We start from the raw sequence: 16,242 nt of genomic DNA on the forward strand, positions 1-16,242 counted from the left end.
TTTAGTGCTCCTGCCCTATTGCACCCGTCCGGTCGGTAGCCCCGGCACGGCCAAGTCACGCCAGGGGGAGGCCTGTACCTGGACGCGCCCTTCCCGCAAGGCCTGCACCAGTTGTGCCTGTTGCTGTTCCGTAGCCTGAGGCCAGCGCACTTCACCGACCTGCTGCCAATGCGCCTGCTCTCTCTGCGTGTCACGGGCAAACACCCGGCACATCAGGTTGTACCGGACCGTCGTGCACAGCAACTGCTGAGGCTGCTCGCTGGTGCTGTCCAGAGACGCTTGCAAGACCAGGCAAGAGGCCGTTTGCGGATCGGGGGATGGCTGCGCACCCGCTGTTGGTGCAGATTTTTGTCCCGCGCCCCGGCAGACACTGCCACTGGTGATTTCCTTATCGGCCAGCGCTTGCCACCAGTCCTCGGGCGGCTGGGCGTGGCCCGGCGCGATGGCCAGCCGACTGCGCCAATCGGCAGCCGACAGCGCGCTGGCCTGCCGGGGCAGGTAGCGCTTGGCTTCGGCACCCAGTATCTGGCGCACATCCTGCGCTACCTCCCCTTGGGCAAATGCGGGTAAACCTTGCAAGCGCTGCAGCGCTGGCAGCCCGTGGCGGCCATGGTCAAAGCGCAAATCCTGCAGGGCCTGCAGCGTCGGTGCCTGCGTGCCGTCCGCCAAGCGCTGGTACTGGCTGGCCGCACCAATACGGTAAGGATCGAGCAAAGGGGTGTGCAACAGCACCAGCAGCGCCATGACCAGCCAGGACATGGCCGGATTGATACGGCCGATCCGTTGCAGCCACGCGGCGGCATCGCGCTCCAGCGCCGCCCAGGCATAGCCCAGGGCATAGAGCATCAGCACGCCGGCGATGGCCACAGCCCAGATGCGCTCATGCGTCCAGCCGTATTGGCGCACGCGCAACGCCACGGCCCACAGGGCCAGAGCGGCCAGCACGGGCATCAGCGCCAGGGCGGCGGCAATCAAGGCCCGCAGCGCAGCGGGGTAAGGCGCTGCCTGGCGGCTGCCGTCTTGGTAAACGGCATTGACGAAAACCAACAGGCACAACAGCACCCCCATGAGCAACGGGGCCGCCTTGCGCGTTTCCCACAGCGGCTGCACGCCGGTGAAGGGCAAAAAAGCCACGAACAGCACCACCACCAGCGCCAATAGCGGCAGCAGCAGGCGGTACAGGGTCAGCACCAGTTGCAGCATCAGGCGCAAAGGCCGGGGCTGGCCACGTGCCAGCAGCACACCCAGACCGGCCATCAGCCCCGTGGCCATGTACACGAAAGCCGGGGCCGTAAAAGTATCGGCAAACAGCCGCACCTTGACCAAGGCAAACAGCCCGGCCCACAACCCCAGCACGGCCCAGCCCAGGGCAACAAATTGCAGGGCAAAGCCCAGCACCACGGCGTTGTTCCAGGCGTGGTCAAACAGCAGGGCATACGGCACGCGGCGCAGGCTGCGTTGTTGCTGCAGCGCCTGCATCCATGCCAGGGCGATAAACAGCAATGCCCCCTGGCTCAGCAACCAGGGCACCCAGGCGCTGCCACTGCGTGCATCCTGGCTGCCCAGCAGCCACCAAACGCTGCCGTGCAAGGCCAGCAGCAGCAGCGCCAGCGCCGCCATGCCGCGCCACAGCAGGCGGTCGCCCAGCTGGCGCACGCACAGCACAAAAAAACCCGGTACCGCCAGCAGCAAAGAGAGGGCAATCAGCCGCAGCGGCCCGGCAGGGCCAAACCAGCCCTCCAGCAAAGCGTACACACCCGCACCTTGCACCAGGGTGGTGAGCACCATCACCTCCTTGGTCAAACGCGGCAGATCGGCGGTGGGGGCGAAGCGGTCAGTGGCCATGGCAAGGGTGATGGGGCAGGTATTTGTTCAGGCCGTCAATGCTGCAACTGCGCCCACACTTTGTCCAGGCGCTTGCTGCTCACCGGGTACGGCGTGCGCAGCTCTTGGGCGAAGAAGCTCACGCGCAGCTCTTCCAGCATCCAGCGGTATTCCTGCAGCCGCGCATCGTGTTGGCCTTTGCGCTGGGCCAGCAGGCGGGTATAGCGCTGCTGCAGCGGTTGCAGTTCCTTCAATTTGGCGGCATCGCGGGCCGGATCGGCGCGGTATTTGTCCAGGCGGATGGTGATGGCCTTCAGGTAGCGGGCAAAGTGCTGCAGCTGCGCCCAGGGGGTGCGGGCGATGAAGTCCTTGGGCATCAGATTGTGTAGCTGCTTGCCTGCGTCTTCTGTGGCCTCTTGGGCGTTTTTGGTGTCTTTGATCTTGCGCTGAGCGCTGGCGTATTCGGTCAAGATGGTGGCGGCCAGGCGGGCCACTTCCTGGGCGATCAGTGTCAGGCGGGCGCGGCCCTCTTGCACGCGCTGGGCGAACTGGGCGGCATCCTGGGGCAAGGGCTCTTGCACAAAAGCGCGGTCCAGCGCCACATCCAGAATCTGCGCCCGCAGCTCTTCTTGCGTGCCCAGCGGCATGTAGGCCACGGCCATTTTTTGCAGATCGGGGATGTTTTTTTCCAGGTATTTCAGCGCGTCTTTCACCTGCAGGGCGCACAGGCGGCGCAGGCCCTGGCGGTGGCGGGCGGCGGCAATGTCTGGCTCGTCAAACACCTCGATGGTGACGGCATCGCCCTGGTCGATGAGGGCGGGAAAGCCGATCAGCATCTGCTTGCCCTGCTGGATTTCCATCAGCTCAGGCAAGCTGCCAAAGTCCCAGCTGGTGTGGCGTGCGCCTGCGGCATGGGGCGCAGCCGTTCCCGGCGAGTTATCTTTTTCAATAGCTGATTGCGCTTTTAAATTGGTGTTTTTAGGCTGTTTTGGCTCTGAAACCACTTTATCTTCAGCGGAAGAAGCTATTTTTAATGAAGCCAGCGCCTGGAAGGCCCCCCGCGCCTTGCTGCCCCACTGGGCCTTGAGGGCGGCGATATTACGCCCTTGCGCCAGCTGGCGGCCATGCTCGTCGATGATGCGCAGGTTCATGAACAGGTGGGTGCCCAGCATGTCGGGCTTGAAGTCGGCACGTTTCACGTCCAGGCCGGTCTCCTGGCGCACCTGCTCCAGCAGGGCATCGATCAGCCCGCCCTGCCCCCAACGCTCGGGCTGGGTGAACAGCGCGGCCAGGCGCTCGGCGCTTTCGGGCAGTGGCACCAGGCGGCTGCGCGGGCGCTGGGGCAGGCTTTTCAGCAGGGCCTGGATTTTTTCTTTCAGCATTCCCGGCACCAGCCACTCGGCGCGGTCTTCGCTGACTTGGTTCAGGGCGAACAGCGGCACCGTCACCGTCAAGCCATCGCGGGCATCGCCGGGGCTGTGCAAATAGCTGGCCGCGCAATCGACACCGCCCAGGCGCACCAGCTTGGGGAAGGCATCGGTGGTGATGCCCGCCGCCTCGTGGCGCATGAGTTCGTCTTTGGACAGGCGCAGCAGCTGGGGCTGCGCTTGGCTGGCCTGGCGGTACCACGCGTCAAAAGTCGCGCCGCTGAAAATGCCGTCGGGGATGTGCTGGTCATAAAAGGCGTAGATCAGCGCATCGTCCACCAGCACGTCTTGGCGGCGGCTTTTGTGCTCCAGCTCTTCAACCTTGCGGATGGTTTTCTGGTTGGCGGCCAAAAACGGCCAGCTCGTCTCCCACTCGCCCTCGACCAGGGCACGGCGGATGAACATTTGCCGCGCATCGTGCGGGTCTTTGCGGCCATAGCTCACGCCCCGGTTGTTATAGACCACCAGGCCGTAGAGCGTGGCGCGTTCAAAGGCGATCACGTCGGCGCGTTTCTTGCTCCAGTGCGGGTCAAGCAGTTGTTTTTTCAGCAGATGGGCACCGACTTCTTCCAGCCACTGCGGCTCAATCGCCGCAATGCCCCGGCCATACAGGCGCGAGGTTTCCACCTGCTCGGCAGCCACAATCCAGCGCCCCGGCTTTTTGCTCAAATGCGCCCCCGGATGCGGGTGGAACTTGATGCCGTGTGCCCCCAGGTAGGCCTCGCTCTCTTCGCCCTTAAAGCCGATGTTGCCCAGCAAGCCGCACAGCATGGACAGGTGCACCGCCTCGTAGCTGGCGGGCTGGGTATTGATCTGCCACTGCTGCTCTTTCACCACGGTGAGCAGTTGCGAGTAAATATCGCGCCACTCGCGCACGCGGCGGATGTTGATGAAGTTCTGGCGCAGCAGCTGCTCCCACTGGCGGTTGCTGAGTTTGTGGGTGTCTTGCTCAGGTGCTATCAACTCAGTAGCTGCAGACGCTTGCATACGCTGGGCTACAGGCAAAAAAGACTGATTTTTTTGCGCTGCCGCCGGTGCCTTGTGCGCGGCCTGGGCCGCCATCTCCTTGCGGCTTTTGGCCACAGCCTTGCCGCCGCGGGCATCCTGCAGCCACTGCCACAGGCGCAGGTAGCCGGAGAACTCGCTTTTCTCATCGTCAAACTTGGCGTGCTGCTGGTCGGCCTGGGCCTGCGCCTCTAGGGGGCGGTCGCGCACGTCCTGCACGCTCAGGGCGGCGGCAATGACCAGCACCTCGGCCAGCGCCCCGCGGCTGCGGGCCTCAACAATCATGCGGCCCACGCGCGGGTCCAGCGGCAGGCGCGACAGGGCTTTGCCCATGGGCAGCAGGCCGCCGCGCTCATCGACCGCGCCCAGCTCTTGCAAGAGCTGGTAGCCATCGGCAATCGCCCGGCCCGAGGGGGCTTGCAAAAAGGGGAAATTCACCACATCGCCCAGCCCCAGCGCCTTCATGCGCAGGATGACCCCGGCCAGCGAAGAGCGCAAAATTTCCGGGTCGGTAAAGGCATCGCGCTGGTTGAAATCGGCCTCGTCGTACAGGCGAATGCAGATGCCGTTGGCCACGCGCCCGCAGCGCCCAGCGCGTTGGTTGGCGGCGGCCTGGCTGATCGGCTCGACCAGCAATTGCTCCACCTTGCTTCTGAATGAATAGCGCTTAACGCGGGCTGTGCCTGCGTCAATCACGTATTTGATGCCAGGAACGGTGAGCGAGGTTTCCGCCACGTTGGTCGCCAGCACAATGCGCCGCTGGCTGTGGCTGTCAAAAATGCGGTCTTGCTCGGCCTGCGACAGGCGCGAGAACAGGGGCAGCACCTCGCTGTTGCGCAGCGCCGGGTAGTGCTGCAGGTGCTGGCGCAGGTGGTCGGCGGCCTCGCGAATTTCGCGCTCGCCGGGCAGAAAAATCAAAATGTCGCCGCCCGCGCCGCCTTGCCACAGCTCGTCCACGCCATCGGCAATGGCCTCGTTCAGGCCGTAATCCTTTTTCTCCTCGAAAGGCCGCCAGCGCATTTCCACCGGGTAGGTGCGCCCGGACACCATGATCACCGGCGCGGCCTGCCCCTGGGCATCGGCAAAGTGCCGGGCAAAGCGCTCGGCATCAATCGTGGCCGAGGTCACCACCACCTTCAAATCGGGCCGCTGGGGCAGGATTTGCTTCAAATACCCAAGCAAAAAGTCGATGTTCAGGCTGCGCTCGTGCGCCTCGTCAATGATCAGGGTGTCATAGGCCTTCAAGAGCGGATCGGTCTGCGTCTCGGCCAACAAAATGCCGTCTGTCATCAGCTTGACCGACGCGCCTTTTTGCAGCGTGTCTTGAAAACGCACCTTAAAACCCACCACCTCGCCCAGCGGCGTGTTCAGCTCTTGCGCAATGCGCTTGGCCACGCTGCTGGCGGCAATGCGCCGGGGCTGGGTGTGGCCAATCAGCCGCCCGCGCTGCCCTTGCGGCGCATTGCACACGCCCCGGCCCAGCGCCAGGGCAATCTTGGGCAGCTGCGTGGTTTTGCCCGAGCCGGTTTCGCCGCAGACGATGATGACCTGGTGGGTCTGCAGCGCCTCGGCAATCTCTTGGCGGCGGGCGGATACAGGAAGGGCTTCGGGGAAGGTGATCTGCAAGGAAGATAGAGAAGGCATAAGGGGCGGGATTATCCCAGCAAGCTTTGTACCCGCGCCGGCCGCACCTTCGGTATCGCAGCGCGCACGGCCAAAACGCCGTGCGCGCGCATCAGTCCATCAATCCTTCAACGCCACCAGAGGGTGGCTGTGCGCGGGCCAGGGGCTGGTAAAAAAGGCGCGCCATGCGTCCTCAGTCACCTCTTCGATGCGCGCGGGGTTCCAGCGCGGGGTTTGGTCTTTGTCGATGGCCAGGGCGCGGATGCCTTCCATCGTTTCGCTTTGCCCCGGGCGCAGGAAGAAGCAGTTGCGCACCAAATCGCGCTCCATGCGCAGGTCTTCGGCCATGGTCATGCTGCGGGCGCGTCGGATTTGCTCCAGGATGACGTGCAGCAGCAGCGGCGAGCGCTTGCGCAGGGCCGCGGCGGTGTGCTGCGCCCATGCGCTGGATGCGCTGCTGGTATCGGCCTCCAGGGTGTCAATGATGGCCTGCACCGTGGGCAGGGCAAACACGCGATCAATCACGCTGGTGTCGCGCACCGCCTCTGGCCCCTGGGGCTGGGTGCGGCTGGCGGCAAAAGCCTGCACGGCGGCGCTATCGGCAAAGCTTTGCGTGGCCAGTGCCTCCCACAGCCCAGCCTGCTCGGCAGCGGGCAGGTACGCATCGGCCCAGCCAAAGGCGATGGCTTCGCTGGCGGCCAGGCTCTCGCCGGCCAGTCCCAGCCATTCACCCACCCGCCCAGGGCAACGGGCCAAAAAGTAGCCGCCGCCCACATCGGGGAACAGGCCGATCAGGGCCTCGGGCATGGCCAGCTTGGATTTTTCGGTGACGATGCGCAGGCTGGCCCCTTGGCTGATGCCCATGCCGCCGCCCATGACCACGCCGTCCATAAAGGCGATGTAGGGCTTGGGGTAGGTGAAGATGACGTGGTTGAGGGTGTATTCCTCGGTAAAGAAGTCTTCGATCTGCGGACTGCCCGCTTGCACCGTCTGGTGCAAAAAGCGGATATCCCCACCGGCGCAGAAGTGGCCAAATACGCCCTCCTTGTGGCTGCCGCGAATGGCCACGGCCAGCACCGCCGGATCATCGCGCCAGGCCAGCAGTTGGGCCAGCAGGCCGCGCACCATGCCCAGCGACAGGGCGTTGAGCGCCTTGGGGCGGTTCAAAGTAATAAAGCCCACTTGGCCGCGCACTTCGCACAGCAGTTCGGTGGTTTGCGTCATGGTCTGGTGTCTCCTTGGATTGGCGCAAAGATTGGCGCAAAAAATGGCCACCATACCGCAAACCCAGGCGGGCCATGGTGCAAAAACTGTCTTTCAAGCTGCAAATAACGACACTCCCAACGCCTGCCCAAGGGCCAGAAAACCCGCGCACGCAGCGCATCGGCCGCACAGGCCGCTGGCGGCGCAAAGCGCGGGCATACTCGCGCCCCGGTTCGTTTTTTCTGTTGTTCTTTTCTGAAAGCGCTTTGTCCGTGCCGCCCCTGCCTACCCCCGCCGTTACGCTCAACCGCCACGCCGTTTGGCGCGGTTTTCGGCAATTGCTGCCGATTTCGCTGTTCGTCGCCGTCTTTGGTCTGGCCTTTGGGCTGGCTGCCGTGCAAACCGGGCTGGGCGGCAGCGCCATTGTGCTGATGAGTGCCCTGGTGTTTACCGGGGCAGCGCAGTTTGCCACGCTGGATTTGTGGGGGGCACAGGTGCCGCTGGTGCCCCTGGCGGTCACGGTGTTTGCCATCAATGCCCGCCATCTGCTGATGGGGGCCACCCTCTACCCCTGGCTGCGCCATCTGCCGCCCGTGCAGCGCTATGCGGTGATGCTGGTGGCCTCGGATGCCAACTGGGCCCTGTCCATTCAGGCGCTGGGCCAAAACGACACCAACCGGGGCCTGGGCCTGCTGCTGGGCGGGGGGCTGGCGCTGTGGCTGTTTTGGATTGTGGGCACCTGGCTGGGCTTGTACATGGGCAACGCCATTGCCGACCCGGTGCGCTGGGGGCTGGACATGGTGATGGGCTGCTTTTTGCTGACCATGGTGGTGGATGGACGCAAAGACCGGCGCCTGGTCGCCATTTGGGCCATGGCGGCCGGGGCATCGCTGCTGGCCTGGCGCTACCTGCCGGAAAACAGCCACGTGGTGGTGGGGGCCATCGCCGGCGGCCTGCTGGGCGCGTTCTGGCCCGAGGAGAACGCCGCATGAGCATCGCAACGACCGATCTGGGCACCTTGCTCATCATCCTCATCATGGCCCTCGTCACCCTGGCAACGCGCTGGGGCGGGGTGTTCATCATGGCGTTTGTGCCCATCAGCCGCCGGGTGCAGCAGTTCATCCGGGCCATGTCCGGCTCGGTGCTGATTGCCCTGTTGGCCCCCTTGGCCGCCCAGGGCGACGGCGGGGCCAAGCTGGCCCTGCTCGTCACCGCAGGGGTGGCCCTGGTGCTGAAAAAGCCCCTGCCCGCCATTAGCGCCGGGATTGTGGCGGCGGCGCTGTTTCGGCAGTTGGCACCGCTGCTTGGCGGGGCATAAAAAAGACGCTATTGGCCGCAAAGGCACCACAGCATCATGGTGCGACCGGCAAGGCCTGGATGGCACGCAACACCTGCCGGGCGATGCTCTGGCGTTTGGCCAAATCATCTTGGCGGCGGGGCGTATCGATGTTCAGCGCAAAAAATACCGTGCCCGTGGGACGCTCTACCCACCCAACCCACCAGCCGATGCTGCCGCTCCAGCCGGTTTTGGCCCGCACTATCCAGTCGCTGCCGGCCTCGACGACCATTACGTCCTTGGTCAGCAGCTGGTGAGCACGATCAAACGGCAGCGCATTGCGGTAGAGCTTTTGCAAAAAGACCAGCTGTTCCAGCGCAGAAATCGCCAGATCGCCTTCAACCCAGAAAGGCGCTTCGCCGGTGGTGGCGGCATTGCCGTAGCCGTTTTCCCGCATCCAGGCAGCAAGCTGCGGGTGACCGATTTTTTCAGCAAAGCGCTCGAACACCCAGACGGTGGAATAGCGCATGGCAGAGCGCAGGGTTTGGTTCTGGTTCCACCCCGGGTAGCCGCGCTGCACACCGTCCCAGGCGATGACCTCGAACTCATCTCGCACGGCACCGGCTTGCAGGGCAAACAGGGTGTGAGGAATCTTGAAGGTGGACGCAGGCGAAAACCGCTGCTGCGCCCGCGCGGCGTTGTGAACCCACACATGTTCTTCGCCCCCACGGGTATCCAGGATGGCGATGGTGCCCACAGCGGGCGCTTGCGCAAAAAAAGCCGCCCATTCCGTGCGTTCCGCAGCCACGGGCAGGGCCGAAGCGGCGGCGCTGAAAGCCAGAACCGCGCAGGCCAGAAGTTGTTTGATTTTTCTCATTGCAGGGATTTTCAGGAAAGTGGCGAACCACGGGCTACGCAAATCAACAGCCGTTCAACAAAAAAATAGCTGCCAGCACTTGAATCGAAAGCGCTGGCAGCCGATTTGGTCAGATCAATTTATCCCGACGAGGGGCTTAAAGTTTCCCCGCCACCCAGGCTTGCACACTGGCCAGCGCTTGGGGCAGTGCGGCCGGTTGGGTGCCGCCGGCCATGGCCATGTCGGGCTTGCCGCCGCCTTTGCCGCCGACTTGTTGGGCAACAAAATTCACCAGTTCCCCGGCTTTAACCTTGCCCAGGGTGTCGGGCGTGACACCAGCGGCCAGCTGCACTTTGTCGCCATCGACGGCGGCCAGCACGATGGCGGCGCTCTTGAGCTTGTCTTTGAGCTTGTCCAGGGTATCGCGCAGGGTTTTGGCATCGGCCCCTTCCAGTTGCGCAGCAAGGATTTTCACGCCCTGCACTTCCACGGCCTGCCCCAGCAGTTCATCGCCCTGGTTGGAGGCGAGCTTGCCTTTGAGCTGGGCCACTTCTTTTTCTAGGGTTTTGATCTGCTCCAGCGTGCTGACGATGCGGGTGGTCAGCTCGGCCGTGGGTGCTTTCAGGGTGCTGGCCGCCGCATCGACCGTAGCCTCCAAGCCTTGCAGGTAGGTCAGCGCGTTCAGGCCGGTGACGGCTTCGACGCGGCGCACGCCAGCGGCCACGCCGCTTTCCGCCACGATTTTGAACAGGCCGATATCGCCCGTGCGCTGCACGTGGGTGCCGCCGCACAGTTCGCGGCTGGTGCCAATGTCCAGCACGCGCACGGTTTCGCCGTATTTCTCGCCAAACAGCATCATCGCGCCGGTGGCTTTGGCCGCCTCAATGTCCATGACGCGAGCAGCGGTGGCGGTGTTGGCCAAAATTTCAGCGTTCACCAGCGCTTCAATCTGCGCAATTTGCGCAGGCGTGACCGGGGCGTTGTGCGTGAAGTCAAAGCGCGTGCGCTCGGCATTCACCAAGCTGCCTTTTTGCTGCACATGCTCGCCCAGCACGGTGTGCAGCGCATGGTGCATGAGGTGGGTGACGGAGTGGTTGCGCATGGTGGCCGCACGCAGATCGGTATCGACCTGGGCTTGCACGGCATCGCCCACTTTCAGGCTGCCTTCGGCCAGCACGCCGTGGTGGCCAAACACATCGGCTTTGATTTTTTGCGTGTCTTGCACGGCAAAACGGCTGCTGCCAGCGCTGATCACGCCCTGGTCGCCCACCTGGCCGCCGCTTTCGGCATAAAAGGGAGTGCTTTCCAGCACGATTACGCCACTCTCACCAGCATTCAATACAGAAACTGGCGTACCTTCTGCGTAAAGAGCTACGATTTTTGTTGATTCGGCCAGCTGTGTGTAACCGGTGAACGCGTTGGCGGCGCCCTGGTAGTCCAGCAGCTTGTCCATCTTGAACTTGCCGGCGGCGCGGGCCGTTTCTTTTTGGTGCTGCATGGCGGCGTTAAAGCCGGCTTCATCCACGCTCAGGCCGCGCTCGCGGCAGACATCGTTGGTCAAATCCAGCGGGAAGCCGTAGGTGTCGTGCAGCTTGAAGGCCACCTCGCCAGGCAACTGCTGCTGGCCACCGGCCAGGGCGCTGTCCAAAATCTCCATGCCGTGGGCCAGGGTTTCAAAGAAGCGCTCTTCCTCGATCCGCAGCACCTCGGTAATACGGGCTTCTTGTGCGGCCAGCTTGGGGTAGGCCGCGCCCATTTGCTGCACCAAATCTTGCACCAGCTTGTGGAAAAACGGCGTTTTCTGGCCCAGCTTGTAGCCGTGGCGAATGGCGCGGCGCACGATGCGGCGTTGCACGTAGCCCCGGCCTTCGTTGCTGGGAATGACACCATCGACAATCAAAAAGCTGGTGGCGCGAATGTGGTCGGCAATCACTTTGAGCGACGGATTGGCCAGATCGGCACAGCCGGTTTCGCGGGCTGCGGCCTTGATAAGCGCATCGAACAGGTCGATCTCGTAGTTGCTGTGCACGTGCTGCAAGATGGCGGCCAAGCGCTCCAGCCCCATGCCGGTGTCCACGCAGGGCGCGGGCAGCGGGGTGACGCTGCCGTCTTCGTGCATCTCGAACTGCATGAACACGTTATTCCAGATTTCGATGAAGCGGTCGCCATCTTCATCGGGGCTGCCCGGAGGGCCGCCAGGAATGTGCGCTCCGTGGTCGTAGAAGATTTCGCTGCACGGGCCACAGGGGCCGGTGTCGGCCATCATCCAGAAGTTGTCGCTCTTGTAGCGCCCGCCCTTGTTGTCGCCGATGCGAATCACGCGCTCGGGCGGCAGGCCGATTTCTTTCGTCCAGATGTCGTAGGCCTCGTCGTCCTCGGCGTACACGGTGGCCAGCAGCTTGTCGGCGGGCAATTTATACACTTCGGTGAGCAGCTCCCAGGCCCACTTCAGGCTTTCGCGCTTGAAGTAGTCGCCAAAGCTCCAGTTGCCCAGCATTTCAAAAAAGGTGTGGTGGCGGGCGGTGTATCCGACGTTTTCCAGGTCGTTGTGCTTGCCACCGGCCCGCAGGCAGGCCTGCACCGACGTGGCGCGGTTGTACGAGCGCTTGTCGGTGCCCAAAAACACGTCCTTGAACTGCACCATACCGCTGTTGGTGAACATCAGCGTGGGATCGTTGCCAGGCACCAGGGGGCTGGACTCGACGATGGTGTGGCCCTTGGAAGCAAAGAAGTCCAGAAACGTCTTCCGAATATCGGCAACGGTAAAAGCAGGTTGGCTCATGGGGGGAAGGAAGAAAAAAGGTGTCAAAAAAAGAAACACCAAAGCGCCGCAAGCGGCGCTCTGAGATCGAAGCGGTCAGTATTTTAGAGCTGCCATTTTTTCAGCAGCTTATCTGGCGTAAGACTGTCATAGCCTTCAAAGGGCTGGTGAATCCAGGGGTTGGTGGGCAAATCCTCGACCGAGTAATCGGCGCGGAAGGTGGAAATGCCCTTCGTCCAAATCACCGCCGTGCGCAGCTCGGTGATCGGTGGGTAGCTCTCTTGCAGGCGCTTGACCACGGCGGTCAGCGTCACGCCCGAATCGGCCAAGTCATCAACCAACAGCACGCGCCCGGCAATTTCGCCCTTGGGCGTGGCAATGAAGCGGCCAATATCGAGGTGCCCGCGCAAAGTGCCGGCCTCGGCCCGGTACGAGCTGGTGGACATGATGGCCAGCGGTTTGTCAAAAATGCGGCTCAGGATATCGCCCGGGCGCAGGCCCCCACGGGCCAGACACAAAATGGTGTCGAATTGCCAACCGGATTTGTGAATTTGCAGTGCCAGCTTTTCAATCAAACCGTGGTAATCGTCGTAGCTTACGTACAAGTGTTTGCCGTCTTCCGTCAGCATAGGAAACATCCTTTATGGCCTTAAACGGCGCTATAGGGGTTATGAAGCAAGATGGTGTGATCGCGGTCCGGGCTGGTGGAAACCATGGCAATCGGCACGCCGGTCACTTCCTGAATACGGTCTAGGTAGCGGCGCGCATTGGCGGGCAGCTGGGCGTAATCGGTCACGCCCACGGTGGTATCCGTCCAGCCAGGCATGGTTTCATAAATGGGCTTGCAGCGCTCGATATCGTCCGCGCCCAGGGGCAGGATGTCGATCTTCTCGCCGTCCAGCTCATAGCCCACGCACAGTTGCAGCTCAGTCAGGCCATCGAGCACATCCAGCTTGGTAATGCACAGGCCCGACAAGCCATTGATCTGCGCCGAGCGCTTGAGCAGCGCCGCATCAAACCAGCCACAGCGCCGCGCGCGGCCCGTGGTCACGCCTTTTTCGGCACCGATGGTGCTCATGTGGTAGCCAGGGGTGCCTTCTTTTTCCCAATCCAACTCGGTCGGAAAGGGGCCGCTGCCCACGCGGGTGCAATACGCCTTGGTAATGCCCAGCACGTAATGCAGCATGCCCGGCCCCACACCCGCACCGGCCGAGGCATTGCCGGCCACGCAGTTGCTGGAGGTAACGTAGGGGTAAGTGCCGTGGTCCACGTCCAGCAGCGTGCCCTGGGCCCCTTCAAACAGCAGGTTGCCACCCGCGTTGTAGGTCTCATGCAGCTCGCGCGAAACGTCGGCAATCATGGGTTTGAGCGCTTGGGCTTGTTCCATGGCTTCGTTGTACACCGCGTCAAACTGCACTTCGCCATTGACGATGTAGGGTTTGAGCGCTTCAGGAAATTCAAACGTGCGGCTGCCCAGCACCTCGACCAACACATGGTTGTGCAGCGCCAGCAAATCGCGCAGCTTGGCGGCAAAGCGCTCAGGGTGCTTCAAATCCTGCACGCGCAGGGCGCGGCGGGCAATTTTGTCTTCGTAGGTCGGGCCAATGCCTTTGCCAGTGGTGCCGATTTTTTGCTGGCCGCCTTGCTCGCGGGCGGCTTCGCGGGCCACATCCAGCGCTTGGTGAACCGGCAAAATCAGCGGGCACGCTTCCGAGATGCGCAAACGATTGCGCACCTGCACGCCCGCCTTTTCCAGGCCGGCAATTTCTTCAAACAACTTGCCCACCGACAACACCACGCCATTGCCAATAAAGCACTTCACCCCCGGGCGCATGATGCCGCTGGGAATCAGGTGCAAGGCGGTTTTTTGACCATTGATCACCAAGGTGTGGCCAGCGTTGTGCCCGCCTTGGAAGCGGACCACCCCTTGGGCACTTTCGGTCAGCCAATCGACCAATTTGCCTTTGCCTTCGTCACCCCACTGAGTGCCAACGACCACCACGTTACGAGCTTTGTTTGCGTTCATCACGTTCACATCCATAAAAGAAGGAAAACTTTTTAAAGGGCTTGCACCGTCCACTGGCCATCGACTTGGGCCAGTTTTCGGTTGCAGCGAAATTCATCCACCCGGTCATCCTGCCCTGGCAGGGTACAGACCACGGTTTCGCCCGCTTGGCGCAATTGGGCAATCAGCGCATGCAGCGCAGCATCGTGCGCCCAGGGCGCGCGGATGGCGGCTTTGAGCGGGCGCTCAGGCACGACGGCAACCAGCTGTTTGATATCCAAACTAAAGCCAGCCGCTGGGCGGTTGCGGCCAAACACGGCCCCCACCTCGTCGTAGCGCCCACCACGCACCAGCGCATCGCTGGCTTGGGGCACGTAAGCGGCAAAGCGCGTGCCGCTGTAGTAGGCGTACCCGCGCAAGTCGGCCAAATCGAAGGTGAAATTCACCCCGGTGAATTGCTCAGTCAGATATTGCAAATTTTGCAGCACTTGCCGCACGGCAGGTGTAGCTTTCAAGGCTTTTTCTGCCTCTTTTAAAACCTTTTCGTCCCCGTACAGCTGCAAAATTGCGAGCAACCCTTCGCGGGCAGGCGCAGGAAAGTTTTTCGTCAGCTGGGCCAGCTCGGTGGCATCTTTGGCAGCCAACGCGGCATGCACCCGCTGCAACACGGCGGCATCCACCATCACGCCAGCGCACAGATGGCGCACGATGCGCACATCGGCCAAGTCCACGCTGAAGTCTTTCACCCCCGCGCCGCGCAGGCAGTCCAGGGCCAGGGCCAGGGCCTCAACATCAGCCTCCATGCCGGCATGGCCGTAAATTTCAGCCCCAAACTGCAGCGGCTCGCGCGTGGCGCGGGGGCGGTCAGGCTGGGTGTGCAGCACCGGCCCGCAATAGCACAAGCGGGCAATGCCGGGGCGGTTGAGCAAGTGCGCATCAATGCGGGCGGCTTGCTGGGTCGTATCGGCCCGCAGCCCCAGGGTGCGGCCCGAAAGCTGATCGACCAGTTTGAACGTTTGCAGATTGAGCGCTTCCCCTGCGCCGGTAAGCAGGGAGTCGAGGTATTCGAGCATGGGGGGCATGATCAATTCATACCCATAGCTGCGGGCCGTATCTAAAAGACCACGGCGCAATTCCTCGATATGCCGCGCCTCAGAGGGCAAGACGTCGGCAATGTGATCCGGCAAGAGCCAGGCTGACATGAAGGAGAAAGGAAAAAGGGGGAGCTGTTAAAAAGGTGATTCTATCGGGTCGCAGGCCCGCCCCTTGGAAAAGGACTGGGCCTGCACTGCGATATCGACAGAAGCCGTGACAAGTGCGGTTCTGCAAGGGCGGCACCCACCAGCGGTGCCTGGGGGCTTAGTTGGCTGCCGAAGCGCCGCCACCTTGGCGGTAGGGCTTAAAGAATTCGGTGCTGGCAGGATCGATGACCAAAACATCGCTCTTATTGGCAAAACTGGCTTTATAAGCCTCTAAGCTGCGGTAAAACTTGGCAAATTGCGCATCTTGTCCAAAAGCCTCGGCATACAGCCGTGCGGCCTCCGCATCGCCCAAGCCTTTGACCTTTTGCGCATCCCGGTAGGCATTGGCCACGGTCACTTCACGCTGGCGATCGGCATCGGCACGAATTTTTTCGCCCTCGGCTGCGCCGGTGGAGCGCAACTCGTTGGCCACGCGCTTGCGCTCGGCTTCCATGCGGCGATAAACCGATTCGGTGATGGTCTCGGCGTAATCGACGCGCGTAATGCGCACGTCCACCACATCCATGCCCCAGGGCTTGCCCCGGCGAATGGCTTCAACCACTTCTTTCTTGACATCGGCCATCAAGGTTTCGCGCTTGGAAGACAACAGCTCGCGCACGGTGCGCCGGTTGATTTCTTCTTGGAAGGCGTTGCGCACCACACGATTGAGCTGCAGGGTGCCGGCGTTTTCATCCAGGCCGACGTTGCGGATGTATTCCGACGGATCGGTAATGCGCCAACGCACATACCAGTCAATCACCACGCGCTGCTTTTCCGCCGTGAGCATGGGCTCGGTGTCCGTGCTCTCCAGGGTTAGCAAGCGCTTGTCAATGTAACTGACGTTTTGAAACGGCGGCGGCAGCTTCCAGTTCAAACCTGGCTCAGTAATGACGGTTTTAATTTGTCCCAAGGCATAGACCACGCCAAATTGCCGCTGATCGACAACAAACAGCATGGAGCTGGCCAGCGCCAGCGCAACCAGGGCCGAGGTAGCGAAAAAAGCCAATCGATTCACTCTTTA

At 62.4% G+C, this 16,242-nt stretch carries 11 protein-coding genes; 2 read left to right on the forward strand and 9 right to left on the reverse strand.

Going from position 1 to position 16,242, the window contains the following annotated elements:
- Window positions 1–15 precede the first annotated feature (15 nt).
- The 3 genes from ACFO24_RS09370 to ACFO24_RS09380 form a co-directional block, all read right to left on the reverse strand.
- Window positions 16–1,845 (reverse strand): DUF4153 domain-containing protein, encoded by a 1,830-nt coding sequence (locus ACFO24_RS09370; protein ID WP_377738104.1) that lies wholly within the window; start codon window positions 1,843–1,845, stop codon window positions 16–18.
- Between the two features lie 35 nt (window positions 1,846–1,880).
- A complete protein-coding gene (gene hrpA / locus ACFO24_RS09375; RefSeq protein ID WP_377738105.1) occupies window positions 1,881–5,900 on the reverse strand; it encodes an ATP-dependent RNA helicase HrpA in 4,020 nt (1,339 codons plus the stop codon).
- Window positions 5,901–5,999: 99 nt separating this feature from the next.
- Entirely contained in the window at window positions 6,000–7,103 is a 1,104-nt protein-coding gene (locus ACFO24_RS09380; RefSeq protein WP_377738106.1) for an enoyl-CoA hydratase/isomerase family protein, read from the reverse strand.
- Between the two features lie 74 nt (window positions 7,104–7,177).
- Here ACFO24_RS09380 and ACFO24_RS09385 point away from each other — a divergent pair, with 74 nt between their 5' ends.
- Together ACFO24_RS09385 and ACFO24_RS09390 are read left to right on the forward strand one after the other, a co-directional pair.
- On the forward strand, window positions 7,178–8,074 hold the full coding sequence (locus tag ACFO24_RS09385) for an AzlC family ABC transporter permease (protein WP_377738107.1): 897 nt from the start codon (window positions 7,178–7,180) through the stop codon (window positions 8,072–8,074).
- A complete protein-coding gene (locus ACFO24_RS09390) occupies window positions 8,071–8,400 on the forward strand; it encodes an AzlD family protein (RefSeq protein WP_207574690.1) in 330 nt (109 codons plus the stop codon). Before ACFO24_RS09385 ends, ACFO24_RS09390 begins: the two co-directional genes overlap by 4 nt.
- Before the next feature lie 34 nt (window positions 8,401–8,434).
- Here ACFO24_RS09390 and ACFO24_RS09395 read toward each other — a convergent pair whose 3' ends face one another.
- The 6 genes from ACFO24_RS09395 to hflC all read right to left on the reverse strand — a co-directional run bounded on the left by ACFO24_RS09395 (window position 8,435) and on the right by hflC (window position 16,236).
- Window positions 8,435–9,235 (reverse strand): penicillin-binding transpeptidase domain-containing protein, encoded by an 801-nt coding sequence (locus tag ACFO24_RS09395; RefSeq protein ID WP_377738108.1) that lies wholly within the window; start codon window positions 9,233–9,235, stop codon window positions 8,435–8,437.
- A gap of 136 nt (window positions 9,236–9,371) precedes the next feature.
- A complete protein-coding gene (gene alaS / locus ACFO24_RS09400; RefSeq protein WP_377738109.1) occupies window positions 9,372–11,996 on the reverse strand; it encodes an alanine--tRNA ligase in 2,625 nt (874 codons plus the stop codon).
- Between the two features lie 83 nt (window positions 11,997–12,079).
- Window positions 12,080–12,604: a phosphoribosyltransferase gene (locus ACFO24_RS09405; RefSeq protein WP_377738110.1), complete on the reverse strand. Its 525-nt coding sequence runs from the start codon at window positions 12,602–12,604 to the stop codon at window positions 12,080–12,082.
- Between the two features lie 20 nt (window positions 12,605–12,624).
- Window positions 12,625–14,001: an adenylosuccinate synthase gene (locus ACFO24_RS09410; RefSeq protein WP_377738111.1), complete on the reverse strand. Its 1,377-nt coding sequence runs from the start codon at window positions 13,999–14,001 to the stop codon at window positions 12,625–12,627.
- A gap of 32 nt (window positions 14,002–14,033) precedes the next feature.
- Complete coding sequence (locus ACFO24_RS09415) at window positions 14,034–15,182, reverse strand: ATP phosphoribosyltransferase regulatory subunit (RefSeq protein ID WP_377738112.1); 1,149 nt, start codon at window positions 15,180–15,182, stop codon at window positions 14,034–14,036.
- 157 nt (window positions 15,183–15,339) lie between these two features.
- Entirely contained in the window at window positions 15,340–16,236 is an 897-nt protein-coding gene (gene hflC / locus ACFO24_RS09420) for a protease modulator HflC (RefSeq protein ID WP_377738113.1), read from the reverse strand.
- Window positions 16,237–16,242: the final 6 nt, after the last annotated feature.

Source organism: Comamonas denitrificans, assembly GCF_042654745.1.
GTDB lineage: Bacteria > Pseudomonadota > Gammaproteobacteria > Burkholderiales > Burkholderiaceae_C > Comamonas > Comamonas denitrificans.